Raw genomic sequence first — 18,291 nt, forward strand, 5'->3', positions numbered from 1 at the left:
GTCAAAAAAAGAGTCACCCAGTTAATCTGGATGACTCTTTCTTTTTAGATGTTTAACTAATTCATACTTAGACCTAGAAACTGTTGTATAAGAACCGTCACCGAAGTAAGCCCTGATGAACAACGCATTCTCCACTACATATGTAATATTTTCGAGATTGACAACATTTACAGCATCTAAAGAAACAAATCCATACTTCCCCCAAGATGCCCGAATTCCTTCTAATGTAGTCACTGCAAGAAATATACCTTTATTTGTATGAAAGCGTAAAATGCTGTCTGAATTCTTTTTGGGTCTAAAGAGATCTACATAATTAACCTCTTCTACTCCAAATTCTACAAAATCTGACTCATCGTACTTTCTTTCGATTCTAATTCCCGTTAGCCTAGGTTTCATTTTGCTTCACTTTGCTTTTTTAGTTCTTCTGGCACGGCAGGACTACCGATACCAGCTTTGAAAGAAACAGCAAAAGCTCTAGCTACAGCGGTAAGCATAATCGATGTAGTTTCTGCGATATGTTTTTTCATTTTATACTCACCTCCCTTCTTGGGATCAATAGTAATGATTGAACAAAGAGTGCTAGTGCTACTATGGGAGAAACGATAACAAAATTTATACTTACAATCAAAGCAGAACATAATTTTAAAATCAGAACTTTTCGAGGTACTGTTAGGTTTTCATATGTACTATTAGGTGCATGAATGAGCACTAGAATAACACTAATAGCTGTTAGTAGATATACGATAATATTGTTTACAGGAATATATGGAATCACTGCAATAATAACTGTCGTAACAATCACACAGTGGTCTAAGGATTTCATATGATATCCACCTGAAAAAAAACGTAATATCACAAAAGACATCAACGCGAAAAAGGTTTCCTGTAACCTATCTGTTAAAAGACCTATTAGGAATAAAAAGAAACAAATAAAAAAGAAATTAAGCAAAATAGAAAGAGCGTAAGATAATACAGCTATGCTATTGGTACGCTCTGGACTTGCACTTTTTATTTTGATAGAAATCGCTTCCGATAGTTTCTCAATCAATAATCTTGTCCCTCCTAATTAACCACCGAAGTAACAATAAAAGAGGGGCTAGAATAGGCAATATCAACACCCATACATCACCTTTAAAAATAAAAATCCAGTATGTAGTAGTAGAAATAGTTATAATCCCTAACACCAATCCACAAATGATTCTTATCTTTAATGAATCCAATTTTCCTTTTTGGTATAAATCGTGAGGTGGTTGCATTATAAAGGAAAACCCAAAATTAAACATACCAATTAGCCAACCTATCACCAAAACGGTTACATCAGTAATTAGCTGAATTAGAAAGGTCCCCCACTCTACAAGACTCTTACCATCACTTAGTGTTACTAGACCAAAAGACATAAGAACAGGATATATAACAAATTGTATTCCTAGATAACTTAGATACCCAATAGCAGCAATTAAAGCTGATTCATAAATTCTTATCTTAAACAAAAGTCTAAAAAACACCACAATTAAAACAAATTGTGCTCCAACATCACTTCCGTTCACCTCTAAGACAATCCTATTGACAAAGGACGTTATGGAGAGTGCTGTAGCCATTATGGTGAAGTCCCTCAAATACATTGTTACTGGCAACCTAAATGCTTTGAAGGTTAAAAATAAAATGGTAAAAGAATCAATAAATCCAAACAATACGTATAAAAAACTTTTCATAATATATCCCCTATTTAGCCAAGATCAAAACGATGTAGGTGCTCCGTATTCACGACCATACAATAAACTGTCTCATAAAGAATGTAGCTCGCTCATAACTTCTTGGTGAAAAATGATCTCCTCGCTTAATCAGCTCAAGGGAGGCTTTGTATTTTTGACAAAAAAAAATCAAGGCTAAAAAGAACAATAAAAAAATGAACATCAAAGACAACGTCTGAAGTACCTCTGCAAACCTTTATGTACTCACCTCCCTCCCTTGTGGGATAAAAGAGAGCTACTTAAGAAACCTTTACTTCGATATTATAGCACGGATTATTTTGGTATTCTATACTTTCATAAAATCTCAACACCCCTGTAAATCCTTACTATATAAAGGTTTTTATTGAAATAAAATGTAATAAATAACACCCAAAAAGACAGTGGGTTTTCTTTTCTAATCTAATAAAATACCTTGTTATATTTCAATACTACTTTTGTCCAAACCACCAACAAGCAATGCCCACATGACATATTTCGAAACGAATGATCCACCATAAATGTTAGGTGATAGGACATACTAATATGACAGTTATCTTAATGCAAAGGTAGGTACTTATGAATGTAAAAACTGGCTCATTATTTTGGGTGAATACACTGCCATCTCCTTCTAGTTATCCAAAGCTTGCGAAGGACATTCAATGTGATGTTCTCATTATTGGCGGTGGAGAAGCTGGTTCCCTCTGTAGTTTTTATTTAATAAATAGTGGCGTAGATACCGTATTGGTAGACAAACGACAGGTAGCCCATGGTAGTTCCTCTGCTAACACAGGTCTTTTGCAATTTGCCAATGATAAATCACTGACATCCATGATTAATACCTTTGGCGAAGATAGCGGAGCACGCTTCTATTGGATGTGCAAACAAGCTGTGGAGGAATTACAGCATATCACCTCACAGCTAGAACTTTCACCCGATTACATACAAAGACCAAGCCTTTACTTCGCTTCGCAACCAGAGGATGTACAGAGCCTGCAAACTGAATATAACTGGTTGTCTAAATACGGGTTCCCTGTAACCCTCCTTAACCCCGATGAAATAAAAGAGCGTTACTCTTTTAGTAAACCTGCTGCCCTGTATTCTGAAGGCGATGCGGAATTTAATCCGTTTAAGCTCGTTCACTCGCTTCTTCAGCATGCTCATAAAAAAGGAATGCCCATTTATGCTGAAACCGAAATCATACATCATACCTTAGAAGGGGATACCCTTGTTTTTTATACGTCAGAAGGCAACCGCATCCGCTGCAAAAAAGCTATCTTTGCTACTGGATATGAAACCCAGCAAATCAAACGGAATCAAACTGTAAAGCTCTCCAGTTCTTTTGCATTAGTTACTAAACCTCTCCCATCATTTACGGGGTGGTATGAGCGTTCACTTATTTGGGAAACAGCCCGTCCCTATCTTTATCTTCGTACTACTGTGGATAATCGAATTGTAGCAGGGGGCTTAGATATTGATTGCTTTGACGAGCAAGAACGCGATTCTCATTTACAGCATAAAGCCAAGCTATTGCTTCAGCAGGTTCAAAGCTTGTTTCCCAGCATACCTGATATGCGCATCGAATACTCCTGGGCTGCAACTTTTGGTGAAACAAATGATGGTCTGCCCTTAATCGGTACACAGCCTGATTTTCCTCAATGCTATTTTTTGCTTGGTTATGGCGGAAACGGAACAGTCTCCACCATGGTTGGAGCTCAAATTATTCATGACCTTATTATTAAAGGATTTCATACTGACGCCCATTTAGTAGATTTTGCCCGCACGTAATGGAATCCTTTTTGCAAAAGGAATATTTCTCAACAGGCTACACACAATGAGTGTAGGAAATTTGTCAGAGAGAGGGGCGCTTATGTTTGAACAATATTTTGCTTCCTTAGGCAAAAAAGAACACATCTCCCTTTCTGTTTACCAAGCAGAAAAACAAATAAAGGCAAAGCTGAAAAGCGATGATTTAATGATCCGTTATGTTCCAAAAAACAGTGAGCTCCTGGCACTGTTTTATCTCCCGAGCATAACGGACACTGATCTTTTGCAGAAAAAAATTCTGCCTATCCTTCAGTCCCATCTCAATGAGACAATGGACGCAGAAACCCTTGTGGATCACCTACCCGTAACTGCTGTGAAACCTAATTCAGACCTATCAATGATTGCTTCATCCCTTACCCAAGGCTGGACATACATTCATGTTCACGAACAAGCTTGTGGACTATTAATCCGCTTAGCTAAAACGGAATCTAGAAGTCTGTCACGCGCAGAGACGGAAGGCCAAATTTATGGATCGCAAGTAGGTTTTATTGAAGATAGCGATAAAAATTTATCTTTACTCCGCCATATGCTACCGACCCCAGATTTACAAGTGGAGACACTCATGCTTGGAGAACGCTCTCCTTGTCAGGTGCATATCCTTAACCTCAAAGATTTATGCTCGCAGCAGAATGTGAATACTGTCCGTCAACGTATAGAGGATTTACAAGTTGACACGATCATTGACAGCGCTACCCTTGCCCAATTGATTGATGATAATTCTTATTCTGTCTTTCCTCCATTGCTGTTAACAGAACGTCCTGATCGGACTGTATCTTCTCTGTTAGAAGGAAAACTGGTTCTGTTAGTTAGCGGCAGTCCATTTGTTATCATCGGACCCTGTAATTTTTTTGATTTTTTCCGTTCCACAGAAGATCAATATCTGCGATGGAACATGGCTTCCTTTATACGTATTCTTCGGATTTTTTCCCTGCTGATTTCTACTCTTTTCACTCCTGCTTATGTTGCTGCCCTCACTTTTCATTACGCCGTTATTCCAGCAGCTCTCCTAGTATCCATCGCCCAGTCTCGTTCCAAGGTCCCCTTTCCACCAATATTTGAAGCTCTGATGCTGGAATTGATTTTGGAATTATTAAAAGAAGCTGGGGCAAGACTTCCAACAAAAGTCGGCCAAACGATGAGTATTGTAGGCGGGATTGTCATTGGACAAGCTGCTGTACAGGCGGGATTTACGAGTAACATTCTCATTATGATTGTTGCGCTAGGAGCTATTGCCTCTTTTACTACTCCAAGTTATATGATGGGAAATGCACTTCGTCTTATTCGTTTTCCCATCATCATTTTAGCTGGTCTTTGGGGAGGAATAGGTATTATGGCTGGTATCTGTTTTCTGTTATTGCATCTCTTAAAACAACGTAGTCTTGGAGCTCCCTATCTGTATCCCGTTTTTCCTCCCCGTATTATAGGTATGAGAAACTCTCTAGTACGTCTTCCCTTCTCCTGGTTCGCTAAAAGAGCTCATTTCAATCGGGGGAATGATTCTTACAAATTTAATCCACCTGCAGACAAAAATAAGAACAAATTTGATAAGTAAGGATGATGGAAGGAAGGTTCACTATGCCTCCAGAAAAACCTCGACCCTATCTCATGTTTAACACTGTTTTATTAATCTACGCCCTGCATAGCGTACAGATTGGGATAGGTATCCTAGGCTTTCAGCGCTATGTCTATCAGCATGCAGGTCATGATTCATGGATATCCGTCATACTAGCTGGATGCCTGCTATCGTTCGTTTTATGGATCATGGTAAAAACACTTCGCATATTTGATTACTATGATCTGTTTCTGATTCATTACACGGTATTTGGCAGATGGATAGGTAGGCTTCTAAATGCTATCTATGTTGGCTACCTGCTCTTTGCCCCCTTCATCATTATCATGAATTACATCGACATGGTCCAAACCTGGATCTTTCTTGATATGCCCAATTGGGTCTTAAGTTTGCTCATCTTATTATTGGTCGCCTATGGTGTGACAGGTGGTATCCGTACGGTCGTCGGTTTTGCTTATTTGGCCGTCATTCTAACCCTCTGGCTCATTCCGCTAGTCTTTTTTGCCTCCCCTTATTTATTTTGGAATCATTTACTTCCAATCGGGGAGCATAGCCTAAACGAAATATTGCTTGGAACCAAGTCGATGTCATTTAGTTTGTTAGGCTTTGAATTACTATACTTTATGTATCCCTTTATCAAAGGGAAGAAAAAAGTAAACCGTTATGTCCAGTGGGCTTCTCTTTCCATCACCTGTATGTATCTATTAGTGATGGTAGTGACACTCGCTTTTTTTTCAGGCCCTCAGCTAATGCGAAATAACTGGGCGACCTTCGCGATGTATAAAATCGTTCAGCTTCCCTTTTTAGAACGCTTCGAGTACATTGCTGTTTGTTTGTGGCTATTGATTGTCCTTCCAAACATTATGCTGTATTTTTGGGCAGCGATTCGGGGGATGAAATGTATATTTGCCTTCACAGAAAATCAGTCACTATCGATTTGTCTAGTGCTTATCTTTAGCCTTTGCTTGCTTTTTAGGACACGAATTCAGATTGAATCGATCAGTAATATCATGGCTACCATTGGAATAATTGTTGCTTTCGCATATCCTCTATTCCTGTTTACCTGTGTCTTCATTCGAGAAAAATGGTTAAAAAAAGGCGGGAATCAACATGAAGCGAACAATTCGTAAAACCCTTTTTGTCTGTTTCGTGGCCATGCTGGCGGTAGTAGCCGGTTGCGTAACAGGACGGCCGCTTGAAAAAATGGGCTTAATTGTGGCAATGGGAGTAGATTTGTTACCTAATGAGCGAATCATGGGGACCGCTGCACTATATGGCATAGATCCCAATGCAAAAGATAAAGTAGCGGTGCTTACCAATACTGCCAACACCTTAAAAGGTATTCGAACCAAACAAAATCAGGAATTTTCTAATCGGCTGGTATCCGGTCAGCTACGTGTTGTCTTGTTTGGCTCACCACTAGCTCAGCACGGGATTATCAACCTTATAGATACACTAGCCCGTGATGCTGAGATTGGTACTGGCGTGTATTTAGCCGTGAGTCAGGATAATAGCAGTGACCTATTAAAAAATCGCTTCCCAGAAATCAGTAACATCGGGACATTTTTATATGAACAAATCCAACAAAATTCACGGCATGAGGAATTAATTTCAACCACACTCCACCAATTTTTACATGATTTCTATTCGGTAGGAAAAGACCCTGTAATGCCCCTCTTTCATTACAAAAATAACGAGGTACACATGTCTGATATCGCATTATTTTGCGATGATAAGATGGTAGGTCACTTTAATGCACAGGAAAGTTTTTATTTAAAATTGATTCGAGATAAGTACAAAGCGGGAACAAATGAAATTGCTTTGAAACGAGAGGAATTGGAGGAGCTTATCCCCAAAAAGTCTAGGTATTCTCAAAAGGATACCGTATATGTAGTAATCAGTAATTTGGAAAGTAAAGCGAAGATAAAAGTAATGCGTCAAAATCCCCCTGCTTTCCAAATAACCTTACATGCCGTGTCTCAAATACATGAAATTTCCGAGGAAATTAGCCTAAGAACAAAGGATGTGATTAAAGCGCTTGAACGATCTCTCAATCAGGAAATGAAAAAGAATATTAAAAAGCTAATTGCTCGAACCCAAAAGCTAAACACAGATCCTATTGGTTTTGGCGAGCAATATCGTAGTGCTGTCCGTAACAGTAACTTAACTCGGGATAAATGGAGAGAGCTATATCCCAAAGCCGAATTTTCAATTATCGTCCATAATACCCTGTCACGCACTGGTATTATTGATTAGTAACGGGAACAAAAGAAAAACGCCACAGCTTATATGTAAGCCTGGCGTTTTTTTGCTGAATGGATTTTGTTTTTATTTATTCCCTGACTTGATCAACTGGTCGTTTTTCGCAGTTTATTTTTATTTACCAAACGTTTTCGCGATTTCAATTGCACGCTCTTTTGCTTTTGCCTTGATATTTTCTGCCTCAGCAGGAAGTGCGTTCATACCTTCTACTGCCAATGTTTCGTAGTCAGTGATGCCGATAAAGTTCATTACTGCTTTTAAATATTTATCACCAAATTCAAAGTCAACAGCAGGACCCTCTGAGTACATACCACCACGCGCTTGAATATGGAGAACTTTTTTACCGTTTAGTAAGCCTGCTGGACCAGCTTCTGTATATTTGAAGGTTTTTCCAGCGATTAATACGTTGTCAATGTACGCTTTCACTACAGGAGGGAAGCTCAAGTTCCACATTGGTGTTACGAATACATAGCGATCTGCTTCCAAGAACTGATCCAATACTTCACCCATGCGGCCAACTTTAGCTTGAGCTTCTGGAGATAAATCACCGAACGCAGTTCCTTGACGCAATTTGTTCCATGCGTCTAATACAGTACCATCAATCATTGGAATATCTTCCTTGAATAGATCGACACGTACTACCTCATCCTGAGGATTAGCTTCACGATATGCCTCTACGAAAGTTTCTCCCACACTTAGTCCAAAGGAATCCTCGACAGAATTCGGATTTGCTGTAATATACAATACTTTTGCCATTTTTGTATCATCCCTTCTGATGTTATGTACCTTATTATTTGCTTGATAAGCTTCCGGCATGTAGTACATTAAAATTTATTTACTTACCTTATATAAGTATAGTACTTTTTGATAGAAAATTTGTCAACACATTTATTTAAAAAGTATCTTTCTATATTTTTCCTTACCCTTTTATATCCTTTGCGCATTCTTCATTTGACAAGAGTGAACTACCTGTGAGATGCTTTGACTAACGAACGTTAGGTAGGAGGTTTTGTATTATGACTGCAAACAAGATAAAAGAGGCTGCCTTGCAGTGCTTTGCTCAACACGGCTACGAGGGAACGTCGCTTGCTCAAATTGCAGACGAGGTTGGCATTAAAAAACCTTCCATCTATGCCCACTTTAAGGCAAAGGAAGATCTTTTTTTACACCTGATCCATGATGTCTTTACGATTGAGAAGGCCAAGATACAACAATTTTTGATGGTCAATCAGGGTCTGCCCCTAGCTACCTTGTTACCGGAATTGTTAAATCATTACAAAACAAATTTTACTCACGATAGTACGTTTACCTTTTGGCTTCGGATGGCTTTCTTTCCCCCATCTAGTTTGGTGAAGCCGGTTAGTGAAGTGACCAATCAATTTTTAAACGAACTGGAGGCTATGCTGGTCCCCTTGTTCAAGCAAGCAAAAGAATTAGGAGAAATTCAGGTGGATGCTCCCCAAGATGCCGCCATTGCCTTTCTTTGTTTAATGGACGGTCTATTTGCGGAATTATTGTTTGGTGGATCAGATCGATATGAGAAACGCTGGGTTTCTTCATGGAAAATTTTTGCCAAGGGAATATCCCTTCAAATACACATAGAAAGGGATTGAGAGTAAATATGATGAACCGGAACTGGACATACGTGCTTATCGCAGGCTTATTAGAAATTATTTGGGTCTCGGGGATTAAACACTCCTCTGCCTGGTATGAATGGGCTGGAACAATGACCACGATTGCTCTGAGTTTTATTGTGCTTATCCGTGCAACAACATCTCTGCCTATTGGAACGGTCTATGCGGTCTTTACAGGAATCGGTACTACAGGAACTGTTTTGACAGAAATGTTGTTATTTGGTGAACCGTTCCATTTAGCGAAAATAAGCCTTGTTGGTATATTGCTGATAGGTGTGATCGGACTGAAATTAATTACGTCTGATGATTCCAGTACGAATGAAACGAAGATGAAAGGAGCGAGCTAAGCATGGGCTGGGTTTTCTTATTTTTTGCAGGATGCTTTGAAATTGTTGGCGTGCTTGGCTTAAAAAAGGTCTCATTGAAGCAGAGTTTAGCCTCTTACCTGATTTTAACGGGGGGATTCGCTCTTAGTTTTACCTTTTTGAACCTGTCCATGCAAACTATCTCTATGGGTACAGCTTACGCAATCTGGACTGGCATCGGTACAGTTGGGAGCGCCTTATTGGGTATGCTTGTTTATAAGGAACCGAAAGAATGGAAGCGGATTTTATTTATTATGATGATTGTATCCGCTACTATTGGTTTGAAAATAATCTCATAGGTTACTGCAACAGCAAAGATGAGCAGAAAAGCACAGAAGGTTGATATTGCGAGAATGTTCGCCATTTCGCAATGACACCTCTGTGCTTTTTGTGAAGGTGAAATGACTGACTATCCCGTTTCTTTTTGTTTCATCTAGGCGTTACCAACCTCTGCGGTCACTTTGCTTGTCTCCTGTTTGAAAAACTGGGGCAGATAAGGCTTATGTGCTTCCAGCATTTCATCTAAAATCGTTTTAGCAATGGAGTCTGATGGAATTAACGGGTTAATGCTCATGGCTAACAATGCTTTATGGTAATCGCCTGTCACTGCTGCTTCGATTGTCACTCGTTCGAAGGATTTAATTTGTTGAACTAAACCGTTTACGGCGATTGGCAACTCTCCCACCGAGATTGGCACAGGTCCTTCTTTTGTGATAACGCAGTTCACTTCTACAGCCGAATCAGGGGAAATCCCTGCAATTGCACCGTTGTTACGAACATTAACCGGTTGAATATCCCGCATATCATTATAAATTGAATAAATAAGATTGCATGCCGCATCACTATAGTATGCGCCGCCTCGTTTCTCAAGCTGCGGTGGCTTGATGGCCAACTCAGGGTCTTTATACAGCTCAAACAATTCCGCTTCTACCTTCTGGACTACCTCAGCTCTCGTTCCTTCTTTTTTGGCCGCTTCTCTTTCATGTTCAAGCATCGGTCCAGTCTGATAATAATAGCGATGATAGGGACACGGCAATAAGCCTAGCGCCCGAATGAACTCTTTTTCCCACTCCCTATCTACAATATTTTTCACGGAAGGACCGGTTTCCTCATCACTTGTCAGCTTGTCAATTACTTGCTGGGTTACCTTCTTGCCATCCAGATAGACGTTCGTACCAAAAACCATATGATTTAATCCTGCAAAATCAATATGCACGCGACTGCTATCTACATCCAGCATCTTGGCAACAGCCATTTTCATACCTACGGGAACATTGCAAAGACCTACAACTTTTTTAATATTGCTGTGGCGTAGAACCGCCTCGGTCACCATTCCTGCTGGATTGGTAAAATTAATGAGCCATGCTTCCGGACATAGTTCTTCCATATCCTTGCTAATGTCTAAAATTACTGGGATTGTGCGCAAAGCCTTAAACAGACCACCTGCACCGTTCGTTTCCTGACCAATGCACCCATGCTTTAACGGTATACTTTCGTCTAATCCACGAGCCTTTAATAGACCTACACGCAATTGAGTCGTAACAAAATCTGCTCCTGGCAAGGCTTCTCTGCGATTCAACGACAAATGAATTTGCATGGGAACACCAGCCTTCTCCACCATGCGTTTTGCTAAATTGCCTACGATCTCTAACTTTTCTTTTCCTTCTAAAATATCGACCAGCCAAAGCTCACGCACAGGTAATTCCTCATACCGCTTGATAAAGCCTTCAACTAACTCTGGAGTGTAGCTGGAACCACCGCCAATGGTTACGATTTTAATTCCGCTCAACTGTAAGTCCCCCTTCGATGTTTATTTTTGCATAAAGGTCAATGAACTCGTTTGCTAAGTCTTTCACTGTGATTGCGTTCATTAAATGATCCTGTGCGTGGATCATTAATAGGGTTACCTCGGTCTTGTTCCCGCCCGCTTCTTCTTGAATTAAGGAAGTTTGAATATGGTGCGCTTGACGTAGCTCTGTAGTCGCTTCGTCCATTAGCTTGCGTGCTTCCTCTATTTCTCCTCGCTTTGCCGCTGCAATTGCCTCCATCGCGAAGCTTTTTGCGTTACCACCATGTAATATTATGTGAAATGCTACATCTGTAATTTCCATATGGTTGCCTCCTATCCCATACACCCACTGTCAGCCTAGTTGTGTAAATGTAATCAATTGTATATCTCGGCAGTTCAGTCGTTTTTTAACCTGCGGATCAGTCAAAATCGCCAATTCGTTCATACGTTGAAGCGCATAGCTGCTTCCTTGGCAAAGTGGTTGGTCGATAAAAGCTGGATGTGTCATAATCTCCAGCGATTCAATTCCAGCATGCTTATCGAGAATTTGTTCCACGGACTCAAGGGAAAGCTCATCTCCATAAAAACTCTGATCGAAAGCAGCAGTGCTTCTTATTCCTGCTGGTAACTGATTAGTCTCATCATCTGTTGGGAGAAGGCGAAGCGGCAGATGATACCGCTCCGCCAAATTCAACACAACAGGCAATATTTTTTCATGCGCATGTACATGATGATGACTATCTATGTGGGTTGGCTTCTTTCCGTATGAGAGAAATGCTTCTACTTGACGTGTAAATTCTTTTTCCACATCTTCTGTATTTATGTGATCAAATACATCCCGCAGTGAGTGAAAATGACCTGATTCATTTACTAAGGAAGGTACATCGTCACTAAGTGGTTTGCCACAGGTCATAACCAGATGAATCCCTACTCCTAACGCTGAATGCTGTTTGGCCAGCAAAAAGGCATGATCTACCTCGGGCATATTCATCATCATCGTGGTCGATGTAACAACCCCGCATGCATGAGAAGTAATAATTCCATAGTTGACTCCTTTTGAGTAACCAAAATCATCGGCGTTGATAATCAGTTTCGTAACGATTCCTCCCTTCCCGAATCTAACACCAATCGTCCTTATGCTTGTAATGTGCCGACAGCTTGATTTTTTGTTGCCTCCTGTTCTTCCTTGCATTTTTGACGATCCCACAGGCGTATGAAAGGGTAATAAATCGCAAAAGCAACGATAAAATTGATTAATTGAAGGACTAATCCGGATGCTTTGGCGCCAGTTGCTAGATAACCACTGATTAACAATGGAGTGGTCCATGGTACGGATATACCGCTTGGTCTCGCTACAAGTCCCGTGGACATTGCAAAATAAGAGACACATAAAAGAACAACGGGCGTTATGATAAATGGAATGATTAAGAGCGGGTTCATGACGATCGGTACCCCGAAGATCACCGGTTCGTTAATGTTAAATAACCCTGGTGCAAGGGACAGTCTTCCTAAGCTTTTCATCTGCTGGCTCTTTGTCAGAAAGGCCATGGCAACAACCATTGCAAGCGTTGTACCTGATCCGCCAATATAGAGCCATAAATCAAAGAATTGAGTAGTGATAACATTCGGTAATTCTGCATTAGGATTGCTCATGTAAACAGCTCGGTTTGCATCCATCAGCGTTAACCAGATTGGACTCATTACACTGCCAACCAGATTGGCTCCGTGCAAACCGCAAGCCCATAATAGGTGAATAAGAATCACAGCGATTAAAGCACCTGCAAAGCTGGAACCCAGTGCTTGCAAGGGAACTCCTAATAGTGTTTTAACAACATTGTGTACGCTTTCAAAAGTAGTTGCTTCCATAATCAAACGAACAATCCAGCAGGTGCCAAGTACAATAAAGGCTGGAATCAGTGCGACGAAGGATTTCGCAACCGCTGGTGGTACACCTGGCGGCATTTTTAAAACAATGTCCTTTTGTATAACAATACGGAAAATTTCCGTTGATAAAAGAGCCATAATCATGGCAACAAACAAGCCTTGACTTCCCATTAATGTTACAGGTATGACACCGCTAACCTGTATGGCTGTTTCTGTGCCAGCCGGAGTAAACATCGTGTTGTACGGCGTTACTAGCAAAAAGGATGCAACAGATATGGAAGCTGCCGATAAAGGGTCCACCTTATACTTTTCCGCTAATCGATACGCTACACCAAAACTAGCAATGAGTGCCATTATATCAAAGGTAACGCCTACGGGATATAGGAGCTTTGTGCGCCATAGCTCACCAAAAATCCCCTTCATAAAGTCATCATAACCCTCGATGGGAATAAACCCAATAACCAGACATAAGGACCCGACAATTAGCAGGGGAGTTGTTAAAACAATACCGTCACGAATGGCCTGTAAGTGCTTCTGCCCAGCGACTTTCCCGGCAATGGGCATCAGGGCTCTCTCGAATAATTGAACGAGTCTGTCCATCGATACCACTCCTATCTATTCTTCATGTGTAAGGCAGCTTCTAGTACCTTTTGGCCATTGACCATTCCGTAGTCAACAGGGTTTATGACATCAACGGGTATATTTCTGGCTTCGCCTTCCTTTTTAAATTCTGCTAATTTATAACGGATTTGCGGGCCGAGCAGCACGACCTCTGCTTTATCCCAGTTATCACGCATATCATCTGCAGAGATAGCCCAAATCTTTGCTTCGATTCCTTGCTCCTTTGCTGCCTCCTCCATTCGAGTTACAAGTAGGCTAGTTGACATTCCTGCTGAACAACATAGTACAATATTCATCTGTATATACCCCCTCCGGTCATGTAAGTGCTTACATTTCATTTATTTTGCAAATATTATGCCAAAACACTAATTATGTATATGTAGGCTGTCATCCTTTCATTCTTCCATTAGTGTTTTGCTCGTCCATAAGAAAAACGAAACACTAATCTATAGTGTTTCGTTCTAAATACAGTGAGTGTTTACTTATACGTAAGACTGATTTGCTTCACTCATAAGGAAAAATTTCGCGAGAAAACAAATCTCATTTTCTTCCATCATGATACCATACGTCAGCTCAATAGGCTCCATTTCTTCTTGTATAACAGTAAGCATCTCCTTAAAATGCTCTTTGTACGATTCTTTTTCTTTAAATTCCGCTACTCCTCCTCCGCCTTTTAGTCGATCAATCATACAGCACATATGCAATGTAATACCCATTAATTCGTCTTGATATAACTTCTGCTGTAGCTGTCGCTCCATGCGTTTAATAGTAGCACGCACATTTGCTAGGACTTGTTCGCCTGAGAGATATTTTAAATGAGCCTCTAGTGTTTCACCCATTTTTTTATAAATTTCTTCCTGATTGATAATTTGCTGAATCTCAGGAATAGCCTGTAAGCTTAAAACCTGCTCAATATTGTATTGAGGTGCATCTATATCCAATCGGAAATTGCTGACAATACACAAAATTTGGCGTTTAGTCTTTAGTGCCTCCAGCTCCTGTTTCGCTTTACTTTGATCCACACAGGTAATCGGTATAATTTGTAATGATTCGTTATGAAAGCGAAGATAATTTTTCAAAAGATTTTTAATCACAAGTGCGCTTCCTTCACCTGTCAAGCACGCCGTTACGATCACTTGCTTTGGCAGCTTATTACGTTCACGTTTAACAGACTGTTCTTGTATTTCATGACTTGATACCGCAAGCACGCTTTGATAAATCTCGTCTAATGCAGAGCCCGATATCGCTTTGCGGGTGGCTTCTAAAACATGCGTGGTACTAACCAAGGGAATCACTTTTACCGGTATTCCCAATTCTTTTTGCACGATTTCCCCAAAGGTGAGCAAAGAACCCATATCTACTAAAAACAGCAGTCCCTCTTCATTCCCAATCGTTTTGGCAATTTCTTTGGCTTTTTCTAATAATTCATGGGGAGGCTTTTCTAAGGGCATATCTAATGCAACAGCATGATTTGTTCCTAAGAGACGATTGGTCACCTCTACCATGGAGGTCGCACTGGAATTACCGTGCATCATGACGAGAATACCCACATAATTTTTGATCTCCTCAGGCTGTGCTTCGTCGAGTACAAAGAACATGCAGAGAAAACCTGCCTCGTCTAGCGGTATATCGAGATCAAAAGCCTCTTCTATCTTATTTACACATTCAAGAGCTACCATGAACTCAGCTTTATGCAGCTTGCTAATTTGATTCAATTGGGGATTCGAGATTGTTTTTCCCCTTCCGATCCGATCAATGAGTGTCTGAATATGCAAGGACATGCCCAGCAGAACATTGCGTGTTAATGTTCTCTTCAAAATGGTTTCAGCATATTTGACGATGTCCTCGACTAGATTGACAATATCGGGGTGAACGATTTTCAATACATCTTCCTGATTGAAGCTTTTTCGTACATTAGTCAGATAATTAGTGAAATACTTTTCAATCTCACTAGTCAAGACTGTGTACAGCTCTGTATCAGATACTCCCGCATCTCGTAGTTGTACAATCTTTTGTTCCATTCGTTCGTAGATATTATTGTCCATTACCGATGAATCTTCTAAAATATACGGTTCTTGATCTGGATGGAACAAAAAATACTTTTTTTCTCCAATAAGCTTCTCGATATTTTGTCTATTCTGCTCCACATGCAGCACGCCCTCTTTCACATGAGGGGGGAGATCAGCGGTAGTGATTTGCATTTCGGTTTTCCGCAAAGAGATAAAATCGGCATATGCCTTTGCGCAGGAGAGGCGAATATCCGTTTTCAATTGACCAATGTTGTTTGGACAGTGATACAAAAGAAGTGCACGGATAGAATTACCTGAGACATGGATATCCTTCCCTAAACGATAAGACTCTTCCTGAAAAAATTGTTTGATTAGCTGCAGCCGCTCCTCCAATCCTCTTTCTTTTAAGGAAGGCAGAGAAATCATCATAGGAATTCGCCTGGTAAAAGTCGCGAGCAATGCAGAGGTAGGATTCTCTGTTGTCGCCGCAATTAATCTTACATTAGCCTGACGCACTTTATCTGTTTCACCTACACGTCTGAAGAAGCCTTTATCAATGAAAGTAAATAACATTTCCTGCCCTTCAGACGGTAAGCGGTGAACCTCATCTAAAAACAGAATGCCGTTGTCAGCAGCTTCCATTAATCCTGGTCGATCATGATCAGCGCCAGTATAGGCCCCCTTTTTCACACCAAATAATTGACCTACCAATAATTGAGCATTGTGAGCATAATCTGCACAGTTAAATGTGATAAACGGAGCAATAGCTGCTAAGATTCCTTTTTCCACAGCATATTCGTACATAAGTCCAGCAAACATCGTTTTCCCAACACCCGTTTCACCAAAAAGTAGCGTATGCATGCCGTGGGGCGGATAGAGCAACGCTGCTTTAGCTTGTTCAATGAGTGCTGTTAAGCTTTGACAATCTCTGGCCAACTGGTCCATTACACTAGCTTGTAGCTGATTTTCGCCATGATGTATATTCCTCTTATTAAGCTCCGGCGGAAAAGAACCAGCTCTCTTACGTTCCCAAGTCTGTTTCCCTGCCGTTTTCCTTTGCTCAGACAAACCTGCATTCATCAAAGCTTTAGGTTGAGTACCAGGCAAGGAGAAGCGCACAGGCCTAGTTGTACTTTTCTCTATGCGACCTTCTCTCCAAAGCTGGTTTAAATCAGAGCTGACATTGGCTCTACTTAATGAGAGAAGCTCAGCCAACTCTTGAGCACTGCTTGCTTGTCCTTCACGTGATCTGGATACAATCTGTTGCATAATCAGCTCTATGCGTTTCATTTCATCACCTTGTGCCGATTTTTAACTGACAGCCTTCACTATGAAAACTCTTTCAACATCCATCATCTCATATTTATATCTATTCATCCATGCATCATTTTTGTGAAAGTTAGATTCGTTTGGTTCGAGCTCGATCTACCTCTGGAATTTTGATTACTAGATAACCAAGAAAGACTACAAGAAGAATACCCTGAAATAAAATAGCAAAGGAAACAGATCCACCCATATAGGCTACGGCATAGTAAATAACCGTTCCCCCTAGCATTAAGCTGTTCTCTACAAAATTTTGGACCGCAATCGTTTTGCCTGATCCAATGATTTGAAGTCCTTGCTCCTGAATGACAGTGTTCATCGGAACGATAAATACCCCGCCCATAAAGCCAACAGCAAGCAACATCAGGATAGCAATGAATGTTGAATGTATCCAAGGAAACAGCATAATACAGCCAGTCATAAGAAATCCATAGAGTATGGCTTTCGTAAACCTGGATAGAGGAATCACCTTCGGAGCAAAGAAGGCTCCTCCAATAATGCCAATGGAGGTAGTCGCTAGTATAAGTGATACTCGAAAGTCATTCTCTGCAAAACCTAAGGCCAGCGGAATCCAAGCAAGCACAGCAATCCGCAGTACCGCCGAACTCATCCAGAATGCTCCGGTTCCTATCAGTGCGTAGTGTGTAGTCGGATGACGGTACAGCAACTGAAAATTTTCAAAAAATAAGCGGACTTCTTTCCCGATTTTAATATGGCGATTGCCTCGCTGCATCGGGATGTAAAAGGTCATCGCAATCGAAGCCGCAAAGAGGAGCAAGCAGATGCTCGAAGAAACAACGACACTAGTAACGGCCGCAATTGCCCCTCCTCCTCCGATCCCTAATAAAATCGCCAGTATCGTATAGGCCTCAATCCGCGAATTAGCTTCAAATAATTCCATTTCATTTTCAGTAAGCTCTACTAATATGCCGTACTTGGCAGGTGAGTAGACAACCGCTCCTATTCCTACAGTAAAGTAACTAGCCATCAACGCTATAATGCTTTGGTGATCTACCGACATTAATAAGACGATACCTAGCAGCTTCAAAAAATTACCTACAAGTAAAACTGCTGTTTTCGAATGCTTATCTGCTATGGGCCCCACCACAGGTGCCATTACAATAAACGGCACGAAAAATGCCATGGAAACTAAGGCAAGCGCGACAGGAGAAAAGCCGTTTTGTCTTAACAGATTGGCAATCACAAATAATGCCATGTTATCAGCAAACGCAGATAAAAATTGAGTGATATATAAATACTTCAAGGCTTTATTTTTCACG

The 18,291-nt window shown here is 40.7% G+C and carries 19 protein-coding genes; 7 read left to right on the forward strand and 12 right to left on the reverse strand.

The genetic code is table 11. The annotated features are described in order from the left end of the window. Positions 1-21: 21 nt before the first annotated feature. From QZ995_RS16010 to QZ995_RS16025, 4 genes are read right to left on the reverse strand one after another with little or no spacing between them, the layout of a single operon-like run. Positions 22-396, reverse strand: coding sequence for a LytTR family transcriptional regulator DNA-binding domain-containing protein (locus tag QZ995_RS16010; protein WP_301808789.1), 375 nt, complete (start codon positions 394-396; stop codon positions 22-24). Continuing rightward, complete coding sequence (locus QZ995_RS16015) at positions 393-527, reverse strand: hypothetical protein (protein WP_003341230.1); 135 nt, start codon at positions 525-527, stop codon at positions 393-395. The genes QZ995_RS16010 and QZ995_RS16015 overlap by 4 nt, the downstream gene beginning before the upstream one ends. Next, the gene (locus tag QZ995_RS16020) at positions 524-1,048 is read right to left on the reverse strand and encodes an accessory gene regulator B family protein (protein ID WP_301808792.1); all 525 of its coding nucleotides are present in this window, start codon (positions 1,046-1,048) and stop codon (positions 524-526) included. The genes QZ995_RS16015 and QZ995_RS16020 overlap by 4 nt, the downstream gene beginning before the upstream one ends. Next, complete coding sequence (locus QZ995_RS16025; protein ID WP_301808794.1) at positions 1,041-1,712, reverse strand: hypothetical protein; 672 nt, start codon at positions 1,710-1,712, stop codon at positions 1,041-1,043. The genes QZ995_RS16020 and QZ995_RS16025 overlap by 8 nt, the downstream gene beginning before the upstream one ends. Before the next feature lie 594 nt (positions 1,713-2,306). On the opposite strand from QZ995_RS16025, the gene QZ995_RS16030 reads away from it, so the two are divergent. The 4 genes from QZ995_RS16030 to QZ995_RS16045 all read left to right on the forward strand — a co-directional run bounded on the left by QZ995_RS16030 (position 2,307) and on the right by QZ995_RS16045 (position 7,380). After that, positions 2,307-3,515, forward strand: a complete 1,209-nt coding sequence (locus QZ995_RS16030; protein WP_301808796.1) for an NAD(P)/FAD-dependent oxidoreductase — start codon at positions 2,307-2,309, stop codon at positions 3,513-3,515. A gap of 82 nt (positions 3,516-3,597) precedes the next feature. Next, positions 3,598-5,106 carry a spore germination protein gene (locus QZ995_RS16035; protein WP_301808798.1) on the forward strand — a complete coding sequence of 503 codons (1,509 nt, stop codon included), beginning with the start codon at positions 3,598-3,600 and terminating at the stop codon, positions 5,104-5,106. A gap of 23 nt (positions 5,107-5,129) precedes the next feature. Then, a complete protein-coding gene (locus QZ995_RS16040) occupies positions 5,130-6,254 on the forward strand; it encodes a GerAB/ArcD/ProY family transporter (protein WP_301808799.1) in 1,125 nt (374 codons plus the stop codon). Continuing rightward, the gene (locus tag QZ995_RS16045) at positions 6,235-7,380 is read left to right on the forward strand and encodes a Ger(x)C family spore germination protein (RefSeq protein WP_301808800.1); all 1,146 of its coding nucleotides are present in this window, start codon (positions 6,235-6,237) and stop codon (positions 7,378-7,380) included. Before QZ995_RS16040 ends, QZ995_RS16045 begins: the two co-directional genes overlap by 20 nt. Before the next feature lie 120 nt (positions 7,381-7,500). Here QZ995_RS16045 and QZ995_RS16050 read toward each other — a convergent pair whose 3' ends face one another. Beyond that, positions 7,501-8,142 (reverse strand): FMN-dependent NADH-azoreductase, encoded by a 642-nt coding sequence (locus QZ995_RS16050; RefSeq protein ID WP_301808803.1) that lies wholly within the window; start codon positions 8,140-8,142, stop codon positions 7,501-7,503. A 260-nt stretch (positions 8,143-8,402) separates the two neighbouring features. Between QZ995_RS16050 and QZ995_RS16055 the strand changes: the two genes are divergently transcribed. Genes QZ995_RS16055 through QZ995_RS16065 form a run of 3 tightly spaced genes read left to right on the forward strand, consistent with a single transcriptional unit; the run spans position 8,403 to position 9,684 of the window. Then, positions 8,403-8,999 carry a TetR/AcrR family transcriptional regulator gene (locus QZ995_RS16055; RefSeq protein WP_301808805.1) on the forward strand — a complete coding sequence of 199 codons (597 nt, stop codon included), beginning with the start codon at positions 8,403-8,405 and terminating at the stop codon, positions 8,997-8,999. Positions 9,000-9,007: 8 nt separating this feature from the next. After that, positions 9,008-9,367, forward strand: coding sequence for a DMT family transporter (locus tag QZ995_RS16060; RefSeq protein WP_437124747.1), 360 nt, complete (start codon positions 9,008-9,010; stop codon positions 9,365-9,367). A gap of 2 nt (positions 9,368-9,369) precedes the next feature. After that, a complete protein-coding gene (locus tag QZ995_RS16065) occupies positions 9,370-9,684 on the forward strand; it encodes a DMT family transporter (protein WP_301808807.1) in 315 nt (104 codons plus the stop codon). Between the two features lie 134 nt (positions 9,685-9,818). Here the strand turns inward: QZ995_RS16065 and QZ995_RS16070 are convergent, their stop codons facing one another. The 7 genes from QZ995_RS16070 to lplT all read right to left on the reverse strand — a co-directional run bounded on the left by QZ995_RS16070 (position 9,819) and on the right by lplT (position 18,290). Beyond that, positions 9,819-11,174 (reverse strand): 6-phospho-beta-glucosidase, encoded by a 1,356-nt coding sequence (locus QZ995_RS16070; protein WP_301808808.1) that lies wholly within the window; start codon positions 11,172-11,174, stop codon positions 9,819-9,821. Further along, complete coding sequence (locus tag QZ995_RS16075) at positions 11,161-11,496, reverse strand: PTS lactose/cellobiose transporter subunit IIA (protein WP_301808810.1); 336 nt, start codon at positions 11,494-11,496, stop codon at positions 11,161-11,163. The genes QZ995_RS16070 and QZ995_RS16075 overlap by 14 nt, the downstream gene beginning before the upstream one ends. A gap of 30 nt (positions 11,497-11,526) precedes the next feature. Beyond that, positions 11,527-12,366 (reverse strand): chitin disaccharide deacetylase, encoded by an 840-nt coding sequence (gene chbG / locus QZ995_RS16080; RefSeq protein WP_301808813.1) that lies wholly within the window; start codon positions 12,364-12,366, stop codon positions 11,527-11,529. Then, positions 12,309-13,658: a PTS cellobiose transporter subunit IIC gene (gene celB, locus QZ995_RS16085; protein WP_301808815.1), complete on the reverse strand. Its 1,350-nt coding sequence runs from the start codon at positions 13,656-13,658 to the stop codon at positions 12,309-12,311. Before celB ends, chbG begins: the two co-directional genes overlap by 58 nt. Before the next feature lie 11 nt (positions 13,659-13,669). Continuing rightward, positions 13,670-13,975, reverse strand: coding sequence for a PTS sugar transporter subunit IIB (locus tag QZ995_RS16090; RefSeq protein ID WP_301808817.1), 306 nt, complete (start codon positions 13,973-13,975; stop codon positions 13,670-13,672). Positions 13,976-14,161: 186 nt separating this feature from the next. After that, positions 14,162-16,978, reverse strand: coding sequence for a sigma 54-interacting transcriptional regulator (locus tag QZ995_RS16095; RefSeq protein ID WP_301808820.1), 2,817 nt, complete (start codon positions 16,976-16,978; stop codon positions 14,162-14,164). Between the two features lie 109 nt (positions 16,979-17,087). Continuing rightward, positions 17,088-18,290: a lysophospholipid transporter LplT gene (lplT, locus tag QZ995_RS16100; RefSeq protein WP_301808821.1), complete on the reverse strand. Its 1,203-nt coding sequence runs from the start codon at positions 18,288-18,290 to the stop codon at positions 17,088-17,090. Between the last annotated feature and the right edge of the window lies 1 nt (position 18,291).

The sequence above is a fragment of the Brevibacillus laterosporus genome (assembly GCF_030489605.1).
GTDB classification, from domain to species: Bacteria; Bacillota; Bacilli; order Brevibacillales; family Brevibacillaceae; genus Brevibacillus_B; species Brevibacillus_B laterosporus_E.

Coding starts and splice junctions, on each gene's coding strand:
- QZ995_RS16010 (WP_301808789.1), bottom strand. CDS start 396: ATGAAACCTAGGCTAACGGGAATTAGAATCGAAAGAAAGTACGATGAG.
- QZ995_RS16015 (WP_003341230.1), bottom strand. CDS start 527: ATGAAAAAACATATCGCAGAAACTACATCGATTATGCTTACCGCTGTA.
- QZ995_RS16025 (WP_301808794.1), bottom strand. CDS start 1,712: ATGAAAAGTTTTTTATACGTATTGTTTGGATTTATTGATTCTTTTACC.
- QZ995_RS16030 (WP_301808796.1), top strand. CDS start 2,307: ATGAATGTAAAAACTGGCTCATTATTTTGGGTGAATACACTGCCATCT.
- QZ995_RS16035 (WP_301808798.1), top strand. CDS start 3,598: ATGTTTGAACAATATTTTGCTTCCTTAGGCAAAAAAGAACACATCTCC.
- QZ995_RS16040 (WP_301808799.1), top strand. CDS start 5,130: ATGCCTCCAGAAAAACCTCGACCCTATCTCATGTTTAACACTGTTTTA.
- QZ995_RS16045 (WP_301808800.1), top strand. CDS start 6,235: ATGAAGCGAACAATTCGTAAAACCCTTTTTGTCTGTTTCGTGGCCATG.
- QZ995_RS16050 (WP_301808803.1), bottom strand. CDS start 8,142: ATGGCAAAAGTATTGTATATTACAGCAAATCCGAATTCTGTCGAGGAT.
- QZ995_RS16055 (WP_301808805.1), top strand. CDS start 8,403: ATGACTGCAAACAAGATAAAAGAGGCTGCCTTGCAGTGCTTTGCTCAA.
- QZ995_RS16060 (WP_437124747.1), top strand. CDS start 9,008: ATGATGAACCGGAACTGGACATACGTGCTTATCGCAGGCTTATTAGAA.
- QZ995_RS16065 (WP_301808807.1), top strand. CDS start 9,370: ATGGGCTGGGTTTTCTTATTTTTTGCAGGATGCTTTGAAATTGTTGGC.
- QZ995_RS16075 (WP_301808810.1), bottom strand. CDS start 11,496: ATGGAAATTACAGATGTAGCATTTCACATAATATTACATGGTGGTAAC.
- chbG (WP_301808813.1), bottom strand. CDS start 12,366: ATGCAAGGAAGAACAGGAGGCAACAAAAAATCAAGCTGTCGGCACATT.
- celB (WP_301808815.1), bottom strand. CDS start 13,658: ATGGACAGACTCGTTCAATTATTCGAGAGAGCCCTGATGCCCATTGCC.
- QZ995_RS16090 (WP_301808817.1), bottom strand. CDS start 13,975: ATGAATATTGTACTATGTTGTTCAGCAGGAATGTCAACTAGCCTACTT.
- QZ995_RS16095 (WP_301808820.1), bottom strand. CDS start 16,978: ATGAAACGCATAGAGCTGATTATGCAACAGATTGTATCCAGATCACGT.